This window comes from Brevibacillus halotolerans (assembly GCF_026891775.1).
GTDB lineage: Bacteria > Bacillota > Bacilli > Brevibacillales > Brevibacillaceae > Brevibacillus_B > Brevibacillus_B halotolerans.
Genome location: NZ_JAPTNK010000032.1, coordinates 1 through 20,003, shown reverse-complemented (window position 1 = coordinate 20,003; position 20,003 = coordinate 1). Strand labels below are relative to the sequence as shown.

At 42.0% G+C, this 20,003-nt stretch carries 17 protein-coding genes; 8 read left to right on the top strand and 9 right to left on the bottom strand.

Going from position 1 to position 20,003, the window contains the following annotated elements:
• Window positions 1-156: 156 nt before the first annotated feature.
• The gene (locus tag O0550_RS23460) at window positions 157-810 is read right to left on the bottom strand and encodes a YutD family protein (protein ID WP_003334621.1); all 654 of its coding nucleotides are present in this window, start codon (window positions 808-810) and stop codon (window positions 157-159) included.
• Between the two features lie 84 nt (window positions 811-894).
• On the opposite strand from O0550_RS23460, the gene O0550_RS23455 reads away from it, so the two are divergent.
• Window positions 895-1,893: a YhcN/YlaJ family sporulation lipoprotein gene (locus O0550_RS23455; protein ID WP_258427341.1), complete on the top strand. Its 999-nt coding sequence runs from the start codon at window positions 895-897 to the stop codon at window positions 1,891-1,893.
• Window positions 1,894-2,000: 107 nt separating this feature from the next.
• On the opposite strand, the gene lipA is transcribed toward O0550_RS23455, so the two are convergent.
• The 4 genes from lipA to larC2 form a co-directional block, all read right to left on the bottom strand.
• Window positions 2,001-2,891, bottom strand: coding sequence for a lipoyl synthase (gene lipA, locus O0550_RS23450; RefSeq protein WP_003340879.1), 891 nt, complete (start codon window positions 2,889-2,891; stop codon window positions 2,001-2,003).
• A 68-nt stretch (window positions 2,892-2,959) separates the two neighbouring features.
• Entirely contained in the window at window positions 2,960-5,794 is a 2,835-nt protein-coding gene (locus O0550_RS23445) for an AAA family ATPase (protein WP_258427340.1), read from the bottom strand.
• Window positions 5,791-6,915, bottom strand: coding sequence for a metallophosphoesterase family protein (locus O0550_RS23440; protein ID WP_258427339.1), 1,125 nt, complete (start codon window positions 6,913-6,915; stop codon window positions 5,791-5,793). The genes O0550_RS23445 and O0550_RS23440 overlap by 4 nt, the downstream gene beginning before the upstream one ends.
• A gap of 107 nt (window positions 6,916-7,022) precedes the next feature.
• A complete protein-coding gene (larC2, locus tag O0550_RS23435; protein WP_258427338.1) occupies window positions 7,023-7,967 on the bottom strand; it encodes a nickel pincer cofactor biosynthesis protein LarC2 in 945 nt (314 codons plus the stop codon).
• Window positions 7,968-8,099: 132 nt separating this feature from the next.
• Between larC2 and O0550_RS23430 the strand changes: the two genes are divergently transcribed.
• The 4 genes from O0550_RS23430 to O0550_RS23415 all read left to right on the top strand — a co-directional run bounded on the left by O0550_RS23430 (window position 8,100) and on the right by O0550_RS23415 (window position 13,474).
• Window positions 8,100-9,134 carry a M23 family metallopeptidase gene (locus O0550_RS23430; RefSeq protein WP_258427337.1) on the top strand — a complete coding sequence of 345 codons (1,035 nt, stop codon included), beginning with the start codon at window positions 8,100-8,102 and terminating at the stop codon, window positions 9,132-9,134.
• 543 nt (window positions 9,135-9,677) lie between these two features.
• Window positions 9,678-10,613 carry a magnesium/cobalt transporter CorA gene (gene corA, locus O0550_RS23425; RefSeq protein WP_003334612.1) on the top strand — a complete coding sequence of 312 codons (936 nt, stop codon included), beginning with the start codon at window positions 9,678-9,680 and terminating at the stop codon, window positions 10,611-10,613.
• 162 nt (window positions 10,614-10,775) lie between these two features.
• The gene (locus O0550_RS23420) at window positions 10,776-11,975 is read left to right on the top strand and encodes an FAD/NAD(P)-binding oxidoreductase (protein WP_003340901.1); all 1,200 of its coding nucleotides are present in this window, start codon (window positions 10,776-10,778) and stop codon (window positions 11,973-11,975) included.
• Between the two features lie 53 nt (window positions 11,976-12,028).
• Entirely contained in the window at window positions 12,029-13,474 is a 1,446-nt protein-coding gene (locus O0550_RS23415) for an MBL fold metallo-hydrolase (protein WP_258427336.1), read from the top strand.
• 26 nt (window positions 13,475-13,500) lie between these two features.
• Here the strand turns inward: O0550_RS23415 and O0550_RS23410 are convergent, their stop codons facing one another.
• From O0550_RS23410 to O0550_RS23395, 4 genes are all read right to left on the bottom strand, one after another.
• Window positions 13,501-14,592, bottom strand: a complete 1,092-nt coding sequence (locus O0550_RS23410) for an HD-GYP domain-containing protein (protein WP_258427342.1) — start codon at window positions 14,590-14,592, stop codon at window positions 13,501-13,503.
• Between the two features lie 174 nt (window positions 14,593-14,766).
• The gene (locus O0550_RS23405) at window positions 14,767-15,087 is read right to left on the bottom strand and encodes a YunC family protein (protein ID WP_003340905.1); all 321 of its coding nucleotides are present in this window, start codon (window positions 15,085-15,087) and stop codon (window positions 14,767-14,769) included.
• A gap of 74 nt (window positions 15,088-15,161) precedes the next feature.
• Window positions 15,162-15,989 (bottom strand): sulfite exporter TauE/SafE family protein, encoded by an 828-nt coding sequence (locus O0550_RS23400; RefSeq protein WP_003340906.1) that lies wholly within the window; start codon window positions 15,987-15,989, stop codon window positions 15,162-15,164.
• 38 nt (window positions 15,990-16,027) lie between these two features.
• The gene (locus O0550_RS23395) at window positions 16,028-16,885 is read right to left on the bottom strand and encodes a DUF72 domain-containing protein (RefSeq protein WP_181748150.1); all 858 of its coding nucleotides are present in this window, start codon (window positions 16,883-16,885) and stop codon (window positions 16,028-16,030) included.
• A 45-nt stretch (window positions 16,886-16,930) separates the two neighbouring features.
• On the opposite strand from O0550_RS23395, the gene O0550_RS23390 reads away from it, so the two are divergent.
• The 3 genes from O0550_RS23390 (at window position 16,931) to O0550_RS23380 (ending at window position 19,804) form a co-directional block, all read left to right on the top strand.
• On the top strand, window positions 16,931-17,371 hold the full coding sequence (locus O0550_RS23390) for a M67 family metallopeptidase (protein WP_096887031.1): 441 nt from the start codon (window positions 16,931-16,933) through the stop codon (window positions 17,369-17,371).
• A 309-nt stretch (window positions 17,372-17,680) separates the two neighbouring features.
• Window positions 17,681-18,706, top strand: a complete 1,026-nt coding sequence (locus tag O0550_RS23385; protein WP_003340913.1) for a BMP family lipoprotein — start codon at window positions 17,681-17,683, stop codon at window positions 18,704-18,706.
• 87 nt (window positions 18,707-18,793) lie between these two features.
• The gene (locus O0550_RS23380; RefSeq protein WP_101669160.1) at window positions 18,794-19,804 is read left to right on the top strand and encodes a BMP family lipoprotein; all 1,011 of its coding nucleotides are present in this window, start codon (window positions 18,794-18,796) and stop codon (window positions 19,802-19,804) included.
• Window positions 19,805-20,003: the final 199 nt, after the last annotated feature.

Genomic DNA, 20,003 nt, shown 5'->3' with positions numbered 1-20,003 from the left:
ATTTCCATAGGGTAACTCACTCTCGTTGCCAAAGAAAAAACACCTCCAGGTTACTTCCATATCTTACGACATGGTTGCATTCTCTTGAAGGTGTTTTGATTTGTCTCACGTTATGGGGTCAGTCCCCTTTTATCTCATCAGGTGTTTTTTGTATCGTTATTTTTCCGTTTGAATGACTTTTTTAGTAGGTGGAGCCGCTGGTTTGACCCGTGGTCCTTTTGGAGCTTGATTGTTAGCACGCTTCTCTTTGCTTATTTGTTCGGTTCGATTGGCTTTCGAATTCCCTCGATCCTTCCCATCTTTCCCCTCTTTATTCGGACGCTCCCGATCTTGTCGAGGAAAACGAGACGGCTTATCATTCTTGTCCGATCGACGTTTAAAGGGACGTTCATAATTTCGAGGTCGGGTAGGAGTTTGGGTCGCTTGAGAAGATGATTCTTTATCTAGGCTTTCCAGATCAATCAGGGTTTGGTCTGTTTCGTCTTCTAGCTCAGATTCATTCAAACGTTTGGTGCGCTTTAGAACAAAATAAGCACAGCCGAAATTGCAATATTCCTGAAGATACTCATCTAAGGCAGCAATTTTTTGCTCAAAAGGCACTTTACGATTTGTATTTTCAAAGAATCCGCGTAAACGAAGCTGGCCATAGCCCCAGTCACCTACGATGTAATCGTATTTATCCAATACATCGCTGTAGCGTTCTTTGCAGACCTCCAGATTCCAGCCATCACGATTTTCTTCCAATAATTCATACACACCTGCTTGCAAGCGAATCAAGAGTACTTCCTCCTCTTCTAAAACCTCAAACATGACCATCTTCTCCAATCTTACCACATTTTTTACGGAAAAACATATCCTTAAAGAGGGCAATCTATTCTCAGGAGGTGTCCATCTATGCAAAAGAAATGGATTTTTGCTACTGTAGCCAGCTTAGCATTACTTACATCTGCTTGTGGAACCACCCCTGGTGGCGGAACAGCTAAAACAAAATCCTATACCAGCTCTGCTTACACAAACCGTAATTATGGTACAAGCATCAATAACTATGATTACGAAGGGTTTGGTTACCATAACAATGTTGGACGTCCATCTTTTTTCTATGGTAGCCAGCCTAATTACAATGATTACCTAAGACATGGTGGAACCTCTGCGTATCGAACAACCCCTGATGGTACAGCTACTCCGAATTCTATGTATAGAGCAAACACCTACAACAGGAGTGGTTACCCCTATTCTGGACGAACTTTGACTAAAGGAGCCAGCCTATACTCCAATGAAAGCTATGGACAAAGCTATCGGATGAATGGGGTAGGAATCTACAATGCATATGGCAGACCTAACAGTACGCATTCTTATCCGTATTACAATGCAATGAGTGGGACAGGTGCACCAAGCATATATAGCACCTATAACACCTCCTATGGCCAAAATGCAAATACAACAGGATATGCTGTTGTACATCGCAATCAATTGCGCGGGTACGAAAAAACATCGCGTGTCTATATTGACCGTGATGCATTGGCACAAGCAGTAGGTCAAGTTGTTTGTAGTGTTCCTGGAATTGATAATGCTACCGTTCTAGTAACGGATGAAGAAATTTTTGTCGGTGTCAAAACATCTGATAAAGATGATCGCTCTGCTACCGTAAAGGCTCGGAACAGTGCTTTGTCCATTGCACCACGGTATTACAAGGTGTATTTAACCGATGATCCAAATATGACTAAGGAATTGTCTCATGTAGCGAATTCCTCGGCAAAAACAGCAAGTACGCAAAGCACAACGGGGACAGCTCATGTTCAAACAGTCGATCGTCTTGTGAAAAGCTTTGGGGGCATGACCGATTCCGAAAAAACCAAAAGCATGATGAACAAGACACCAAGCATGACGCGCTAAACGACAACAAAGCACCCTTTGCCATAAAGCTATGGTATGAGGGTGCTTTTCCATTAAAATGATAGGTTTGTAGGAAACGTATTATTGCTTTTCTAATCTATTGTCAATTACGCGTTAGCAGCCGCAATGGTATCCTTTGCTGCATTCGCTTGCTCGTGCGCGTGATAAGAGCTTCGTACCAACGGACCTGATTCTACGTGACTAAAACCACGCTTCATTCCTTCTTCTTTCATCATACGGAATTCGTCCGGATGGTAATACTTAGTTACAGCAATGTGTTTTTTCGTTGGTTGCAGGTATTGTCCTATCGTCATGATATTAACGTCAACCGCTCGCAAGTCATCCATGGTTTCCAAAATATCCTCAATTTCTTCACCCACACCAATCATCAGACTTGATTTGGTTGGAATGGTTGGTTGCATCTCTTTTGCACGACGTAATAACTCCAACGTACGATCATATTTAGCACGAGCACGTACACGATCGGATAAGCGGCGCACTGCTTCAATATTATGATTCAATACATCAGGGCGAGCATCCATAACTAATTTCAATGCATCCCAGTTCCCCATAAAGTCAGGGATAAGAACCTCGATCGTAGCAAGAGGAAGTCGTTTGCGAATAGCCTTGATCGTAGCTGCAAAGATACTTGCTCCCCCATCAGCTAAATCGTCACGTGCTACAGAAGTTACAACAACATGCTTCAAGCCCATTTGTTCAGATGCTTCTGCTACACGTTCTGGCTCTGCCAAATCCAACTCAGTTGGAAGACCTGTTTTTATTGCACAAAAACGACAAGCACGTGTGCAAATATCGCCTAAAATCATAAAAGTGGCGGTTCGATTCACCCAGCATTCATGTATATTGGGACATTTTGCTTCCTCGCAAACCGTATGCAGGGTTTTCCCACGCATCATCTGCTTAATTTCACGGAAGTTGTCCAAATCTTGTCCAGATGCGAGATTTATTTTTAGCCAATCTGGTTTGCGTTGTGCCATCTACCGTCACACTCCTAACATTTTTCAGTGTCTCAATTATAATTAGAATGATTATTATCTGCAACCTATTAGGTGTTACTGTTTGCTTCTTTATTGTACCAGTTATGAAGCTGATGACGTGGATGATTTTTAATTTGTTCACTTAATAATAACATTTCTCTCTGTTGACAAGAAAATAAAAAAATTTGATGGGTCTGGGCTAATGTAAGTAAGTATGCTAATGTGCTCTGTAAACGTTGTTCGTCGTAATGGACAAAATGATCGTCTAAAAAAATGGGAAGCGGCTCTTTGGCCTTACTAATTTGTAAAATGAAGGCGATTCGTTGGGCAAAGTATAACTGATCCTGCATGCCATTAGACAGCTTCTCCTGAGGAAGAACCCTGTGCAAATTAGGTTCTATTACTTTTATCGAAAATTGATTGGTAGGATCAATTCGCACATCTTGATATCGCCCCTCAGTTATCTGACGGGTCACTTCTGAAGCAATCTGACTAACATCTGGGGAAACCTCTCTATGCCATACCTTCATGGCTTCCTGAAGCGTATCCCTCGCAAGCTGTAAGCTATCTCGTCGTACTTGCACCTCTTCTACTGCTAGCTCAGCCTCCTCAAAAGCTGTCTTGGCTCTGGCCAAAGAGCTTTGATCTTGCTGTCCAAGCTCTCCCCTTGCCCTCGCAATACGCTCCCTTACATGGGTAAGCTGCTGCTCCAGCTTCATTGCCTCCTCTAGACTTGTAGCCTGTTCAAGCTCCTTTTTCTCTTTAGAGCTAAGCATTGCCTCTCGTGTTTTTTCCGCCCAATTCAACAGAAGTGCTTGTCGGTCCTTTTCTTTTTGTTCTATGAATGCTGACTGTTCTGCTCGTAATCTTTCTACCTGCAATTCTTCCTCTAATCGTTCGATCGCTTGTAATTGTCCTTGATTAGCGGATAACACATGAAGCTCTACCAATAAGGCTTCCCGTTTATCAGTAAATTCTTCCCAATTATCTACCTGATGGACAGAAAAAATAGCTGCGAGCCGCTCACTTTGAATCTGCTCCTGCTCAATTAGCTGCTGTAGTGTTTGTTGCGCTTGCTCGATTTCTTGCTGTAGCTCGCTTATTTCTACATGTATCTTACTTATTAGAGTAGCTTGGTCCTCATTCTCCTGCGTAAAAGTCTCCAGCTCCTGCTTGCAATGCTGTAATCTGACGTATTTCTCGCGTAACGTCCTCACTTGCTCTGCCGAGTCAATATTCATCCGAGAAATCCACTGCGAAACAGACTCAGGAATCTGTGACACTTGTGCTGTCTGAATGCTCGCTTCTTTTCTTTTTCTGCTTAGCTTGTTCTTATAGAGAAAATAAAAAATGAAGCTGAGTAAGCCTGCAATCAAGGTTATTCCACTGCCAATTCTCACTAAATCCCAGCGCTGTTCAATCATCATCCACATACTCCAAATGGCAGTTACCAGTGCGATCTCACCACTTATCCAGATAGGCAGGGGAATTTTGGAAGAGGATCGTGCTGTCTCTTGCTTCGATTGTTCCAGCTTTTGCTTTCTGCTCTTGGCTCTTCGACTACTCATTGAGGCAAACAGCTCTACCTCATCCACCTTATTTTGCCGCAGATAATTTTCTGCTTGCATAGCCACAGCCTCATCATAATAAGCCAGTTGAGGTGCTTCTTGTAAAAGATGAGTAAGCTCCTTACTTGCCGCATAAACACTTTTCTTATTTTGTAGCGCGGCCTTTAGTTGAGCCAGCAAGACCTCCTGCTGATAGCGTTGTTGACGTGCATCCTCTAGATTCTTATTTATCGTACGTGCTATCTGGTAATCATGGTTTACTTGCTCTAGCTGAGTATCCTTGTGTAACTCATTTTGTTTGTTCCATTCTGCAAGAGGATTTGTTGCTTCCACTGACTCTTCCTGAACCCCTGCTTCTTTAGGAGATTGTCCAATGACATCGCCATCCTCCGTATACTGTCCTATCTCTAGCTCTAGCCGAGCAAGCTGCTGCTGGGTCGATTGGTGGCATTCGATCAGCTCTGGCGCCTCACTGTATATGATAGGCAGTGTATGTATAGATTCGGTTAACCAGCGAGCAACATGGTCACTACGAGTGGTTTCATACGTGTAAGTCCACCAGTGTTGCCAAACCTCCATAAATTGCTGATGCTCGGTAAGCAGTCTAGCTAGCATGTCATATTTTTTCTGGATTTGTTCTTCTTCCTTTTGCCATTCCGTCAAAGATTGGTGGAGATGCTTGTTTACCAGCCAGATTTCTTCTGCTTGTTGAAGAGCCTGACGAGCCTGCTGCCATTGTCGGTTAACTCTGCCCCACCGTGTGTTCTCAGCATTATCTTTTTTCCCTATCGCACTATACTCTTGTTCCAACGCAGCTAATACACCCTGAACAGCAGGGTCAATCACACCTTCTTGGGTAAGGTTTGGTAATAAATGCTCTGGGGCCTGTAACCCCTCTCTCTTGATCCAAGTTATATCGGTAAATAAACTGCGGTTTAGACCCAGATGCTTCTCGATAAAATTGTATTCCCGCCGACGATCCTCTTTATATAAGGCTAAAGCCTCTGTCAGCTCTGGCTCTAAAAACAACTTCATTTGCTCACGCTCTTTATCAAGAACCCGATGTAAGCGAAATTGTTGATCTGCCAATGTATACCGTACGATGGTTTCATAGGTGGAATGGTTCCAAGGATAATAGCGATCGTATTCGTCTACATAACGGGATACTTTGATAAAATCCTTCTTCATCCCATACAAGCTAGCCACTAGTGCCTGTAATAAGGTAGACTTTCCAGCCTCATTTGGGGCATAAAATAGGTTTAAGCCCGGCTCAAAGGTAAAGGTTCGTTCCTGCCATTTACCAAACCCTTTAATATGTATATCCTCAATGATCAACGAAATACACTCCCAATCTGCTGTAAAGCCTCTCGTTTCGCAAGTTGGATTACTGCCTTCTCTCGTTCATTTGTTGCGGCCTGTTCCAGATCATCTAGCTTTTCCAGCCATTTTCCTAAAACGCCGCCCTTTTCCTTCACCTGCTTCTCATCTATGTCTGGATAGGTTTGATCTGTAAATTGAATAAAGAAATACTCCTTGCAACGTGATTTGATTATCTCTACGGGAACCTGCAAATAGCTAGCTCGTTCTCCCTCAAACGTCACATAGAGCAGATCCTCCTTATTTACGTGAGATAGCTCCTGCTCGACTCGCTCTACGATTGCATCAATTGTCTCCAGGCCTTTCAATGAAATCGTCAGTTTTCTGCTGATTCTGCTTTGTACAGAAATAGGCTCTACTGTTACGTCCCCATTGCCAGAAATATTTCCTAGAATGGCATACCGCTCTCCATTTTCCTTCATTGACAGCCCTTCAGGAGAACCTGGATATACTGCGAAAACCTGTTGAGTCTGTGGATGCAGAAATTGCATCGGCTTATGGATATGTCCGAGTGCCACATAATTTACCCCTGTATCTGCAAGTCCGCCAATCGTCATCGGTGCATAGACAGAATGCTCGGTATGCTCACCAGTAATCACTGAACCATGAATCACCATGACATGATAACGATAATCAGGTAATGTTCCTGGAAAGGAATCTAGTGGAGATGTAGTAACATGCGCTTGAGGGAACCCCCATCCATATAACACACACGATTTTTCCGGATATTCATAAACGCCCCATTCATCTGTGAAAATATGAACATGCGCAGGCCATTCCATTGTTTGATAAAAGGAACCTTCTTGCCAAGGATCATGATTGCCTGGCGAGATAAATATAGGTATGGGCGCTATGCTATCAAATAACTCTCGTAAAAATAAAGCAGTAGCCCTTGTGCCTCCATGGTATTCTAATAAATCACCAGCGATCAGCCAAAAGTCGACTTGATTATCTATTGCTACATCGCGTATTCGGCGCATCGTACGTCGGAAATCTTCCTGTCTGATTTCATAGATGGAAGATAGGTTCGTCAAAGGTGCGTCCAGATGGACATCCGCAGTATGAATAAATCTGATCATGTTCACCCTCCCCGTCTATGAGCTAATTTCTTCATATTACCGCTATGTTCCTGCTAAGATTACGAACATATTTTCCCTTTGTGAGCATCCATATAAAAAAGCACGCCTTATAAGCGTGCCTTAGCCAGCATCATTGCCTTTTGATAAATTTTCCGCAAAGGAACATCATGATCTTCCGCTAGCCTGGAGCATATCTCAAAATCAGGAGCAATCTGCACGCAATCCCCATGATAAAATCCCAGCTTTACCTGTACTTCTCCCCACTTTGTTTTTACATCCAAAATTTGTTCTGTTAAACGATGACAAGCAACGGGAAAATACCGTATGCCAAAGGTAGTCGTCTCCTGAAACATGATGCTTTTCATGATCTCCTGTTGGCTTTCGTAGCACATCACCTGTAGCATGAGACCCGGCCGATTCTTCTTCATCGTGAGTGAAAAATAGGAAACATCTTTGGCCCCAGCCGCATACAAGCTTTGCATGGTATATCCCAGCCATTCTTGAGGGGTATCTTCTAAAGTGGCTTGTAAAAGAATCATCGGCTCATTTATATAAGAAGCATGCTTATTTTCCACAGTGTAGTCTTGAGGTTCTTTTACACCTTGCTTTTCAGGGGTGATAAAAGCTATATATATGCCCTTGCCACTCCACACCCTTTGGATTTTACCAGGAGGTGGGCTTGCTGCCGAAAGCACCCCCATCCTTTGCAGCCAGCTAAGAAATGAGGGGCTACAAGCTCCCCCTTCCTCTTTTTTCCTCCATTTTTTAATATATTGACCTACTGCTAGTTGGAGAAGAGAGTCCTCCATCATCTCCTCCTCAGGAAGAATCAAATGACTCACCATAATCTGACAATTCTCAGGCATTCCTATTTCAAGCAGAGAATCCCAGGCCCCTGCTTCCTCTATATTCCATTCACTCGTATCAATGGATGAATCAACTACCTGTGAAAAAAACAGACCTTCCTCTCTGTGAAGCTGCTGCCAAAGTGGCAATAACGTCATCAATTGATAAGCTCCTTCTCCCCCGATAAAAACGTATTGTTTGGTCATATATAACACCTCCTCTCCTTTTATTTCTACAGGCTCTAAAGCCATTTTATTTTTCATCCAAAATTTGTAAGCATAGTTTATAAGCGTATCGGTCATTCTACTATAAGGAGACTAATGGCTGGAGGGAGACGTATGCGTTTTCTACGCCTTTATTCATGTTTGATTATCGCTATTATCCTAATGGTTCCATCTCAAGGATTAGCGACATCAATATCAACTAAGGCACCATCAACTTCCCCTGCTAAGTCAGAGTGGGATGAGCGTATGGAATTATTCATTGAATACGAAGCATTATATGGAATTCCATGGAAATATGTAGCAGCTATTGATCAGTACGAACGAACCATTAAAAAGAAATCAAAAAACAAGGAAGCAGAGTCTGCGAACAAACGACTCACTGCTATCAAGGTTCCTACTGAATTGTGGTGCGGCGTTTTTAATCCTGATTCGGAAGACAATCATCTAACATCCATTACCTTCTTTCATGGAATTGGATTAGATGGTTCAGGAGATGGTGTTGCCGATCAGGATAATGATCGTGACGTATTAACTAGTCTTGTTCGTTTTTTAGGTACCTATGGTTTTAATTCCGATGATTTCAAGATTGGTCTATGGAACTATTATAAGCGTGATTCAGCCGTAAGAACCATCATGCACTTCTCACGAATCTATGAGAAATTCCAAACACTTGAATTAAATAAGCATGCTTTTCCTATTCCCAAACGCTTCTCTTATAGCTATCGCAGTACGTGGGGAGACCCACGTGGCTGGGGAGGACGGCGCATTCATGAAGGAGTCGATATTTTTGCCGGATACTCTACCCCGGTGATGAGCACAGGCTATGGCGTAGTTGAGGTATTAGGCTGGAACCGCTATGGTGGGTGGCGCGTAGGTATCCGCGATATCGACAACATTTATCATTACTTTGCTCATCTGTCCTCCTTTAAAAAGGGATTAAAAGAGGGGGATATCGTCGTCCCTGGTGAAGTAATTGGTTATGTAGGCAGTTCTGGCTATGGAAAACCTGGTACCTCAGGCAAGTTCCCACCTCATCTTCATTACGGAACATATCGGGACACCGGAAATAATGAATGGGCATTTGATCCTTATCCACTGTTAAAACGCTGGGAAAATCAGAAAAAGCAGCCTAAGCCTATTTACAAATAACCTTTTGTAACATCTTACGTAAAAAGAAAAGCTCCTGCTTCTTGTAACATAAGCAGGAGCTTTGTCATGGCTATTTCTTTTTCGAATTTCGTCCTAATCGAGTCAGACTTTGACCATTTTTTCCTGTCATATCCCTTGCTTCTGATCCATGTTTTCCAATCGACGTTTTCTTTTGCAGTATCGATTCGTGGAAGAGGATTTCATTGTCTGGATCTATCCACGGACAGGTCATAATATTGTGAATAGTAGTGTAGATGATTTACGCATCATGGAGGCAATGCTAGATATGCCCCTTCGTTTCATCCGAGCTCACTAAATAATTGGTATAGATTCCGCCTTCTGGACTTGCCATATGCTTTTGGGTGAAGGAAAACAATTTTTGTTCTGCTACACTGCTGAAAGTCGTGTGATCGGCACGTTAGGCTCGTCTTTCTATATAATTAAGAGTAAATGTTGGTAATAAATTTAGTAAATCAAGGTTATTTAACATACGGGATATACTAGTGGTATCTGTGAGAATAGAAGATCGAGGAGGGGTATACGTTGAAAATCTATTTAATTGAGAATGGAACCATGACTCCAGTTGAAGACATAGAAATAACAATACGCCCACCTGCTAACGGTTTCTATTGGATACAAGCACGTTTATTTGATTTGGACATCTTGCAGCATTTGTTTCATTTGCATCCATTAGCTATTGAGGATTGCATTGATGAAGAGGAACAACGCCCTAAACTTGAGGTCTACCATGACCATTACTTTATCGTAAGCAATAGCATTCAGTTTCAGAATGAGGATATATTTCTGCGAGAAGTGAATATCTTTCTCGGAGGGCATTATGTCATTACGGTCAGTAAATTTGATATAGATGAGATTCGTATTTTTCCCTCCATTATTCGTGAAGAAGAAATTCATTCGTCCGACTTCTTCCTGTATTTTTTTATGGATCAGCTCATTGAAAGCTACTTTGATGTGATGGAAGAAATTCAAGACCTGATTGAAAATTTAGAGGAGCAGGTGTTACTCAAAGCAAAAAACACTCATCTTTCTCAAATTGTTGGGTTACGCCGAGAAATTCTATATGCCAAAAAGATGATGGCGCCACAGCGCGATCTCATTCATGCGCTGCAAACGAAGGAGCTATCTCTGATATCTCTTAACCTACGTAAATATTTTGTTGATATTCATGAGAATGCCGTAAAGATTGTGGAGAATTTTGAAACATTTCGAGAGCTAATTGGCAACGTCCGCGAAGCTTATCAGTCTTCCGTTTCCAATCGAACCAATGAGATTATGCGCATTTTTACAGCATTGACCACCATTTTCATGCCTTTAACGGTTGTGACAGGCATTTATGGAATGAACTTTGATGTAATGCCAGAACTACATACCAACTACGGCTATTTTATTGTCTTGATTATCATGTTCACATTGGCAACTACAATGTATGTTATTTTTAAAAAAAGGGATTGGTTATGAATGGAAAAAGGTCTATAATTTAGAATAAGAGGTATCTTTAACAAAAGATCCTACTTACATATCTCCTAGTAAATGAAAGGGTTTTCCTTTCTTTTTGACATTTTTTCTTTCTTCATCTTACTTGCGATTGATAGTTTTTATATGTCTGAAAGGGGAATGGAGATGTCAAATATCCGCAAGTTTTGTGTTGCCATTGTAGGTGGAGGTAGTGCCGGCATTATGGTTGCAGCTCGATTATTACGCGCACGCCCCTCTCTTCGCGGAAGTATTGCAATCATTGACCCTGCTGATAAACACTACTATCAGCCCTTGTGGACGCTGGTAGGAGCAGGTGTTGTATCAAAGGAAAAGACAGAACGTGAGGAAGCCTCCCTAATTCCCAAGGGAGCGACTTGGATCAAGGAGTCTATCGAATCCTTTTTTCCAGAAATGAATCAAGTCTGTACAGCACAAGGTGAAAAGATTCAATATGACTATTTGGTCGTATCCGCCGGGATTGAGATAGGCTGGGACAAAATTAAAGGGCTCCCAGAGGCCATTGGAAAAGGCGGAGTATGTAGTAATTATTCTTATGAGCATGTTTCGTATACGTGGGAATGTCTGCGTACTTTTTCAGGAGGAACTGCTATTTTTACTCACCCAAATACACCGATTAAATGCGGGGGTGCTCCCCAAAAAATCATGTATTTAGCGGATGATCATATGCGCAAGGCAAAGGTGCGCTCCCATTCGCAGATCATTTTTGCTTCAGCTAATGCGAGTATTTTTGCCGTCAAAAAATATGCAGATTCCTTACAGAATGTTATTAACAGAAAAAATATTCACACCAATTTCAGATGGAACTTGATAGAGATTCTTTCAGAAAAGAAAGAAGCTTTATTTGTTCATCTAGATACAAAAGAGTTACATACCCTTTCCTATGACATGCTGCACGTGGTGCCCCCTATGTTTCCCCCCCGTTTTATTCGAGAAAGCCCTTTAGCAGACGAAGCTGGATGGGTAGAAATTGATGCAGCTACACTACAGCATAGACGCTACCCAAACATTTTTTCTCTAGGAGATTGTAGTAACCTTCCTACTTCTAAGACTGGGGCTGCTATTCGAAAACAAGCGCCTGTGCTCGTGGCCAATCTATTGGCTGTCATGGATCAGCAAACCTTATCCGCTCGATATGATGGATATACGTCTTGCCCATTAGTAACAGGCTATAATCGCTTGATCCTAGCAGAATTTGATTACAAGCTAGAACCCCGCGAAACGTTTCCCTTTGATCAAGCAAAAGAAAGATATAGCATGTATCGAGTAAAAAAGGATTTGCTTCCTCTCCTTTACTGGCGAGCAATGATGAAAGGGCGAATGTAACCCTTGTTCCATCCATATTTCATATTAAAAAATAGAAGGAGGAACGATCATTCATGTTATTACGTTACTTTTATCATGAACCATTAGCTCAAGCTTCCTATCTTGTAGGCTGTCAACGAACTGGTGAAGCCGTCGTCATTGATCCGCAAAGGGACATTACAGCTTATTTGCGTATTGCCCAGCAGGAGGGTCTGCGTATCGTAGGAGCATTGGAAACTCATATCCATGCCGACTTTGTATCCGGAGCAAGAGAGCTTGCCCATCGGACCCAGGCTACTCTTTATCTTTCAGGAGAAGGGGGACCTGACTGGCAATATGCGGGACTCGATGGTGTTGCCCATCAAATTATCCATGAGGGAGATACCTTGTCCGTAGGCAATCTCCGTTTAGAAGTTATGCACACGCCAGGACATACACCGGAGAGTCTGTCCTTTTTATTAAAGGACTATGGTTTAGCCGGGTCACAGCCCATCGGAGTATTCACAGGAGATTTTGTGTTTGTTGGTGACGTAGGACGTCCTGACCTGCTCGAAAAGGCCGCTGGTCAAATAGGTACTGCTGAGGTCGGAGCACGTCAAATGTATCAATCTCTTCAACGCTTTAAAGAATGGGAGGACTATCTGCAAATCTGGCCGGGTCATGGAGCGGGAAGTGCCTGCGGAAAGGCATTAGGTGCCGTCCCCTCTTCTACGGTAGGCTATGAAAAGCGCTATAACCCTGCCTTATCCTTCACAGAAGAAGAAAAATTCGTTACATGGCTGTTAGCCGGTCAGCCAGAGCCCCCCCGCTACTTCTCTCGAATGAAACAGGTTAATAAACAAGGAGCAGCCTTGATAGCTGATATCCCTCTCCCCAAAGAAATACAGATGAATCAGGAAGTGCTACAGGATATTCTAGCTAGTGACGCAATCCTGCTCGATACACGTCTTGCCTCAGTATTTGCCCAAAGCCATTTGAGTGGCTCTCTATCTATCCCCCATCAGCGCAGCTTCTGTACCTGGGCTGGTTGGTTAATTGATGAACAAAGTCCCTTATATGTCCTTGGAAATAAAGAAGATCACCAACAAATATTATCCGATTTAAGAGCGGTTGGAATTGATCATGTCTTAGCGATGGGTGATAGTAATGAAATTCAAAAAAACATCGATCTGTCCCCCCTGCTTAAAGACATGAAGGAAATGGATGTCATGACAGCCACTTCCCTTGTCTATCAGCAGGACGTCACCTTGATCGATGTTCGCAATTCATCTGAATGGCTTGAGGGCCATCTTCCACATGCTGTTCATATTCCGCTCGGCTCTCTACACAAGCGACTGGATGAGATTCCTAAAGATAAACCGATACTTGTCCAATGTCGTTCAGGCGCTCGCTCTGCCATAGCAGTCAGCCTTTTAGAATCGAAAGGCTTTGAGAATTTGATTAACTTAGAAGGTGGTATCCTCGCCTGGAATCAGGCTGGACTCGAAACAGTAAGCAATCCAGCTAATGTCACCATCTAAGGCTTGCTTTCTTAAAAATAAACCTATTAGCTAAGCGGTTCACAATCAGAAATCACTAAACTTAACTCGGTAGTTAGATCAATTTCAAATGGCTTTACCTTTTCATGAGCCTCATTTTCTAAAATTCGTACAACCGGTCTGGAGGGAAATCCAGGATTATTTTTAATAATAACGCCGGAGATACCAGAGCTTAAGGTGACCCCTAGACCAACTGGATAAATAGAGATCGCATTTCGAAATTGTTCCAAAACATTATTACAAAATTGCGTACCCGATCCTGCAAACAAAAGCTCCGTAGCATCATGCGGTAGCATCGGCTTACGATAAACCCGATGACTTGTTAAAGCATCAAACACATCACATACGGCTAAAATTTTCGCATATGGATGAATTTCCGCTTCTTTTAATTGACGGGGGTAGCCACTCCCGTCAATTCTTTCATGATGCTGAAATGCACAATGTGCAGCTAGTAACGGAACTCCTATTTGTTTTCGTAATAATTCAAATCCGATTACGGTATGCTGCTTGACAATTTCATACTCCTCATCAGTCAAACGCCCCGGCTTATTCAATATTTCAGGCGGTATCATCATTTTACCTACATCATGTAAAATAGCCCCTATGGCTAAATCAGCAATTTCCTTATCATTTAACCCCATTCTTAATCCGACTGATACAGTATAAATTGTTACGTTAAAGGAATGGACAAACACGTAGGAATCGATACCACACACCGTTCCTAGTAAATTCATTGCTGAATGATTGTTTTTTAATTCATGAATAAGATTCATGAGCACGCCTCGAACACGCAGTCCCATTTTTTCTGCCGCAAACACTTGTCTAAATTTTTTAGGATCTTCACGAAAGGTTTCAAACGACTTGTGGATAAATCCCATCGCTTCCCGTCGCGTCTCATCGGATATAATATCATCTATAAGAATGTCAGCGGTATCCTCATCCTCAATATAAATGGAATGAATATTCATTACTGCTAAACGTGCGATCATTCTCTGGGTGAGTGTAACGCCGTTTCCCACTAAGATTGTACCATTACTATTGTAGATACTTCGTGCAAGCTTCATGCCCGTTTCACAGCGGGTGATGGACAATAATCGCATTAAATTTTCCAAGCCTTTCCTAGTACTAGTACCATTATACCTACTAGTAATTTCGTCAAAAAGAAGGATTGATTTTACTATTGTTATCTAATAAAGAGAAGTTTGGCTAAGGCTGTTGAGCTTGTCCACCATCGCAAACCTCCTATTCCGTGAGGTATTAGGAGGCTTTTACGCTTATGTTCGTTGTTCGTGAGAGAGCATGAATTCAATAGCATCGCTACCTTTTGTACCTGTCTCTATCCCCAAAGCCTCCGAGCCATAAGTCACTGATTCTAAAGGAGCATCCAGCAGTTCTTGTATCGTTTTTACACCTGTTGCCCGACCTGCAATAATTTCCCGATGAGCTAACTTCTCATTTAATAATCCAACATCAAGTGCACCACACATGATATATCCGATTTCCGTGGCCACCACCAGCAGCGTAGTTTTCGGCAAATGCACGGTAATGGCCTGTGCTACACCCGCGTTAAAATAAAGCGGCTTCATTTCAATCATCTGTACCCCTCCTTTCTTTTTACGATATGAGCAAAAGAGAGAAGGGGTGTTTTTTCGAATGAAAATACGGCATGCTAAGCTACAAAAGCTTTACAAATCATTTGAACGGCAATCGCTAAGATCATGATTCTCAGCAGGAGTATTAAGGTCTTACCTTTTAATTTATTAGACACAATAGCTCCTATTGCTCCACCAATCCATGCCCCTGGCGCTAGACCAAGCACATAGAACCAGTGGATATGTTCGTTTATAATATTCGTTGTGGAACCGACAACAGCCGACAAAAAGATAATGCACATGGAGGTAGCCGTAGCCATATGGGCAGGGAAGCGATATAAGACGATCAGTGCCGGCACCATCAGAATTCCTCCACCAACTCCAAACAAAGAAGAAATGATACCGACAAAAAACGCAATGATGATAGCAGAGGTGCGGTTATAGCCATAAACTTGCTGCTCCCCCTGCTCATCCACATAGGTTTTAACAATCTTCCATTGGTTCGTTCTTGGCTTGAATTTATCTTTAATCATTAGCAAGATAAACATGGAGATTTGAAATAAACCAAACAAAAGATAAAATGAGTCACTATTTAACCATTTATTTACATAAACTCCAACGATTGCTCCCGGAGCACTACCAATAAAAAATAGGACAGCCGCTTGCACTTCTACTTTTTTCTGTTTCCAAAAGCTAATACTTGAGGAGAGAGCTGTTATCGCAATGACCAATAAAGAGGTACCGCTCGCTATTTGCGGGGTAATGCTACCTGGCTCATACATATTCCCGAAATAAAGTAAGGCAGGAACGAAAAACATTCCTCCGCCAATACCAACCAGACTGCCCATTACACCTGCGAATAGTCCAATAAACATAAACAATAAAATAAAGAGTGCAATTACCATGATCAGCCTCTTCCTGGGCGTACAACGCCAAAATGTTGTTAGAAAAGCTCAAGTTGCCGAGGATTCAATCCATCCGGATCAATATCCAATAGTTGCATCATTCGCTTGGCGTTTGCTACAGCATCGCCCCCTGAATTATTATTGAATAGCACAATAACACGTTCCGTTTGCTGACTTAATTCGAGCAGTCTAGGCTTCCATTCTTGTAACTCTTCTTCACTATATCTGTACAAATACCTAACATCTCGCCAATTTGGGGCGCCAGTGTCACGCCATCCCGCCCTATTTCTCCCATGAAAGCGAACCAATGCCTGTTTTGGAGAACTAACCGCCGTAACAATGGGGACAGAGCCAGACCCTACCTGCGGCTCATCACAGACAACATGAACAGCGCCCAGCTTTTGCAGAAAGGCTAATGTCTTTTCTTTCCAAGCAGACTCAAACCAGCTTTGGTGTCGAAATTCGACAGAGACAGAGTAATGGGAAAAATATTGTACACAGTACTGAACGTATTGAACATGCTCTCGCTTACAGTCAAACCAAGGTGGGAATTGAAACAATAATGTCTCCAATTTCCCTGCGTCAACAAGTGGCTGAATGCTCTCTTCAAAACTCTTAAATAATTCTAGCTTTTCATCGCGTTCCATGTTACGTTGATGACCGGTCAGCCCTTGATGCGGTTTGACAATAAAACGGAATGCATCAGGGGTTTCCTTTGCCCACGTCACATAATTTTTTTGTGGTAAAATAGCGTAAAAAGAGCTGTCCAGCTCTACAATAGGAAAATGACTGGCATAAACAGACAACTTATCTTTGGCTTTCACACCCTGCGTGTATAAATCATCATGATCTCCCCAGCCGCATACGCCAATTTGAATGTTTTGGTTTTTGCTCAAGAGAAAACCTTCTTTCACTTTAAACTCAAAGGAGAAATAGTAGCTATGAACCACACCCTATTGGGTTCTCCCTTTTCTCATGCGGATCAGTCGATCCTTATCTCAAAAACACTAGTGTCTCAACTACTCGCAGCAGCAAAACAGCAATTGCCTTACGAATTTACTGCATTACTAGGCGGTCATCAAAACATGATTACTTCATCCTATCCAGCTTCTTCGGAAGTTGCCTCAACAGACACTTTTTTGATAAGTCCATCTATTTTTTTTCAAAGCATAGCCCAGATGAAAAAACAACAAGAAAGCTGGCTTGGCGTTTTGCACACTCACCCGCTCTCTCCTGCCGTTCCCTCTTCTCTAGATATACAGGGATGGCATTATCCCCAGCTTTGCTACTGGATTTTGTCATTTGCCACTGAGATACCTGATTTAGCTTTGTATCAAATTAGCCAAGGACATGTACAACGGCATTCATACGAGATAATCTAACCGCTTCTGACCTGCCGCCAAGCTTTTTCCTTTTGTATAAGCTTGTTTAATTGTCCCCGATATTCTTTCTCATTAGAAATCAACAGAAAATCTTTCCATAATTAGTTTACTCCTTTTTTCGACAATCCTCAAATGCTGGGACATTACATAACCCTGCTTGTAAATGAGCAGAATATCATTAGAATTTTGAAGCTGGATTCATTACGTAAATAATCTGACAATTGACGTTTGTTTATTTGTCTGATAGAATTTCATCGTTTGCCCAATTTAAACAAAACGTAGCAGAGACAAAAGGGAGGATTTTTCATCATGAAAAAGCTTTATTCAATCCTCGGTGCTAGTCTTTTGACCTTCTCACTCGCTCTAAGCGGCTGTGGAACAAAAGCTCCTGAAACCGGGAACGCATCTGGAGAAGCAAAAAAACACATAAAAGTAGGAATGGTTACTGCTACTGGTACAGTTAACGATAATTCCTTTAACCAGATGACATGGGAAAGCTTGCAAAAGTTTGGAAAAGACACTGGTGCAGAGACTCAATACCTGCAATCTGCAAGTGATAGTGATATCATTCCAAACTTGAATCAATTTATTAAAGAGAAATGGGATCTAACTTTTGGTGTCGGTTTCTTAATGTCCGAACATGTACAAAAAGTAGCGAAAGAAAATCCAGAGGCTAAAATTGCTATCATTGACTCTGTTGTTGACGCACCAAACGTAACATCCATCGTGTTCAAAGAGCATGAAGGGGCTTACCTTGCTGGTGTAGCGGCTGCACTTAGTAGTAAAACGGGCAAAATTGGTTTCCTTGGCGGTATTGAAATGCCTGTAATCAAACGTTTTGAAGCAGGCTTCACAGCAGGTGCAAAGGCAGCTAAACCAGATATTACAATCGTTTCCCTCTACACTGGGGCATTTGACAAACCTGATCTTGGTAAATCTACTGCTTCCTCTATGTTTAACCGCGGTGTTGACATTGTGTTCCATGCGGCAAGCTCTACAGGTGATGGTTTGTTTAACGAAGCAAAAGACCGTCGCGCTAAAGGCGAAAACGTATGGGTTATCGGCGTAGATATGGATCAATCCAAAGTATTTGGCGAAGATATCACAATGACATCTATGATCAAACGTGTTGATGAAGCTGCATACCGAGTATCTACTGATCTTTTAAATGGTAAATTTGAAGGTGGTAAATCGGTATCTCTTGGTTTGAAAGAGAACGGTGTTGGGCTAGCTGAATCCACAAAGAAAAACATCTCCGAGGATGTTTGGAAAAAGATCGAAGAGTTTAAACAAAAAATCATTAGTGGTGAAATTACAGTACCAGACAAAATGTAACACCTTTTTATAAAAACGGCATTTCTGTTAGCTTTTGAGCTACGGCAATGCCGTTCTTTACTCATTTTCTTTGGAGGTACAAACAACATGAAAAAAATGATTAGCCGTGCGCTACCACTTCTATTAGTACTACCTTTAGCATTAAGTGGATGCGGCAACCAAAAACAAGCAACACCTGCCTCAGATGCTAAAAGCAATGTAAAAATCGGGATGGTAACCTCTGTAGGTACCGTAAATGATAACTCCTTTAACCAAGGTACATGGGAAGGCTTGCAAAAGGTAAAAAACGATAAAGGTGCTGAGGTACAATACCTGCAATCCAGCTCCGATGCAGATATTATTCCAAACCTTAACCAATTTGTGAAAGAAAAATGGGACTTAACCTTTGGAATCGGCTTCCCAATCATGGAACACGTACAAAAGGTAGCAAAGGAAAATCCTGAAGCAAAGCTTGCGGTTATTGATACAGTCGTTGAAGCTCCAAACGTTACTTCAGTTGTATTTAAAGAAGAGGAAGGCTCCTTCCTAGCTGGGGTCGTGGCTGCATTAACATCAAAAACAAAGAAAGTCGGCTTTGTTGGTGGTATTGAGATCCCTGTTACAAAACGCTTTGAAAAAGGCTTCCTAGCTGGGGTAAAAGCGGCTGATCCTTCTGTACAAGTAAACACCATTTATACTGGTGCCTTTGATAAACCTGATGCTGGTAAATCCGCTGCATCCTCACTCTACAACCAAGGGGCTGATATTTTATATCACGCAGCAGGTGCGTCTGGAGACGGTGTCTTTAATGAAGCAAAAGCCCGTAAAGGTAAAGGTGAGAACGTGTGGGTTATTGGCGTAGACATGGATCAATCTCTTGTATTCGGAGATGACGTGACACTTACATCCATGATGAAACGTGTAGACCAAGCGGCTTATCTAGTAGCTACCGATTACATGACTGGTAAATTTGAAGGTGGGAAAACACTTTCCCTTGGTTTAAAAGAAAATGGTGTCGGTTTATCTGAATCTTCCCGTAAAAATATCTCTGAGGATGTTTGGAAAAAAGTAGAGGAATTCCGCAACAAAATTATTAACGGTGAAATTAAGATTCAATAGTATAGGCTGATTATTCTTATACAACAGATTACTCGTTATACTGATTACTGACAAAAAGCTCTCTTTTACGTGTTGGGACTGACCCCCGTTTGTAGGACAGGGATCAAAACACCTTACAAGTTTAAGCAGCCAGTCGTCGGAATTCAACCGGTGACTGGTTGTTTAGTTTTGTTTGAATGCGAATTGAGTTATAGTAAGA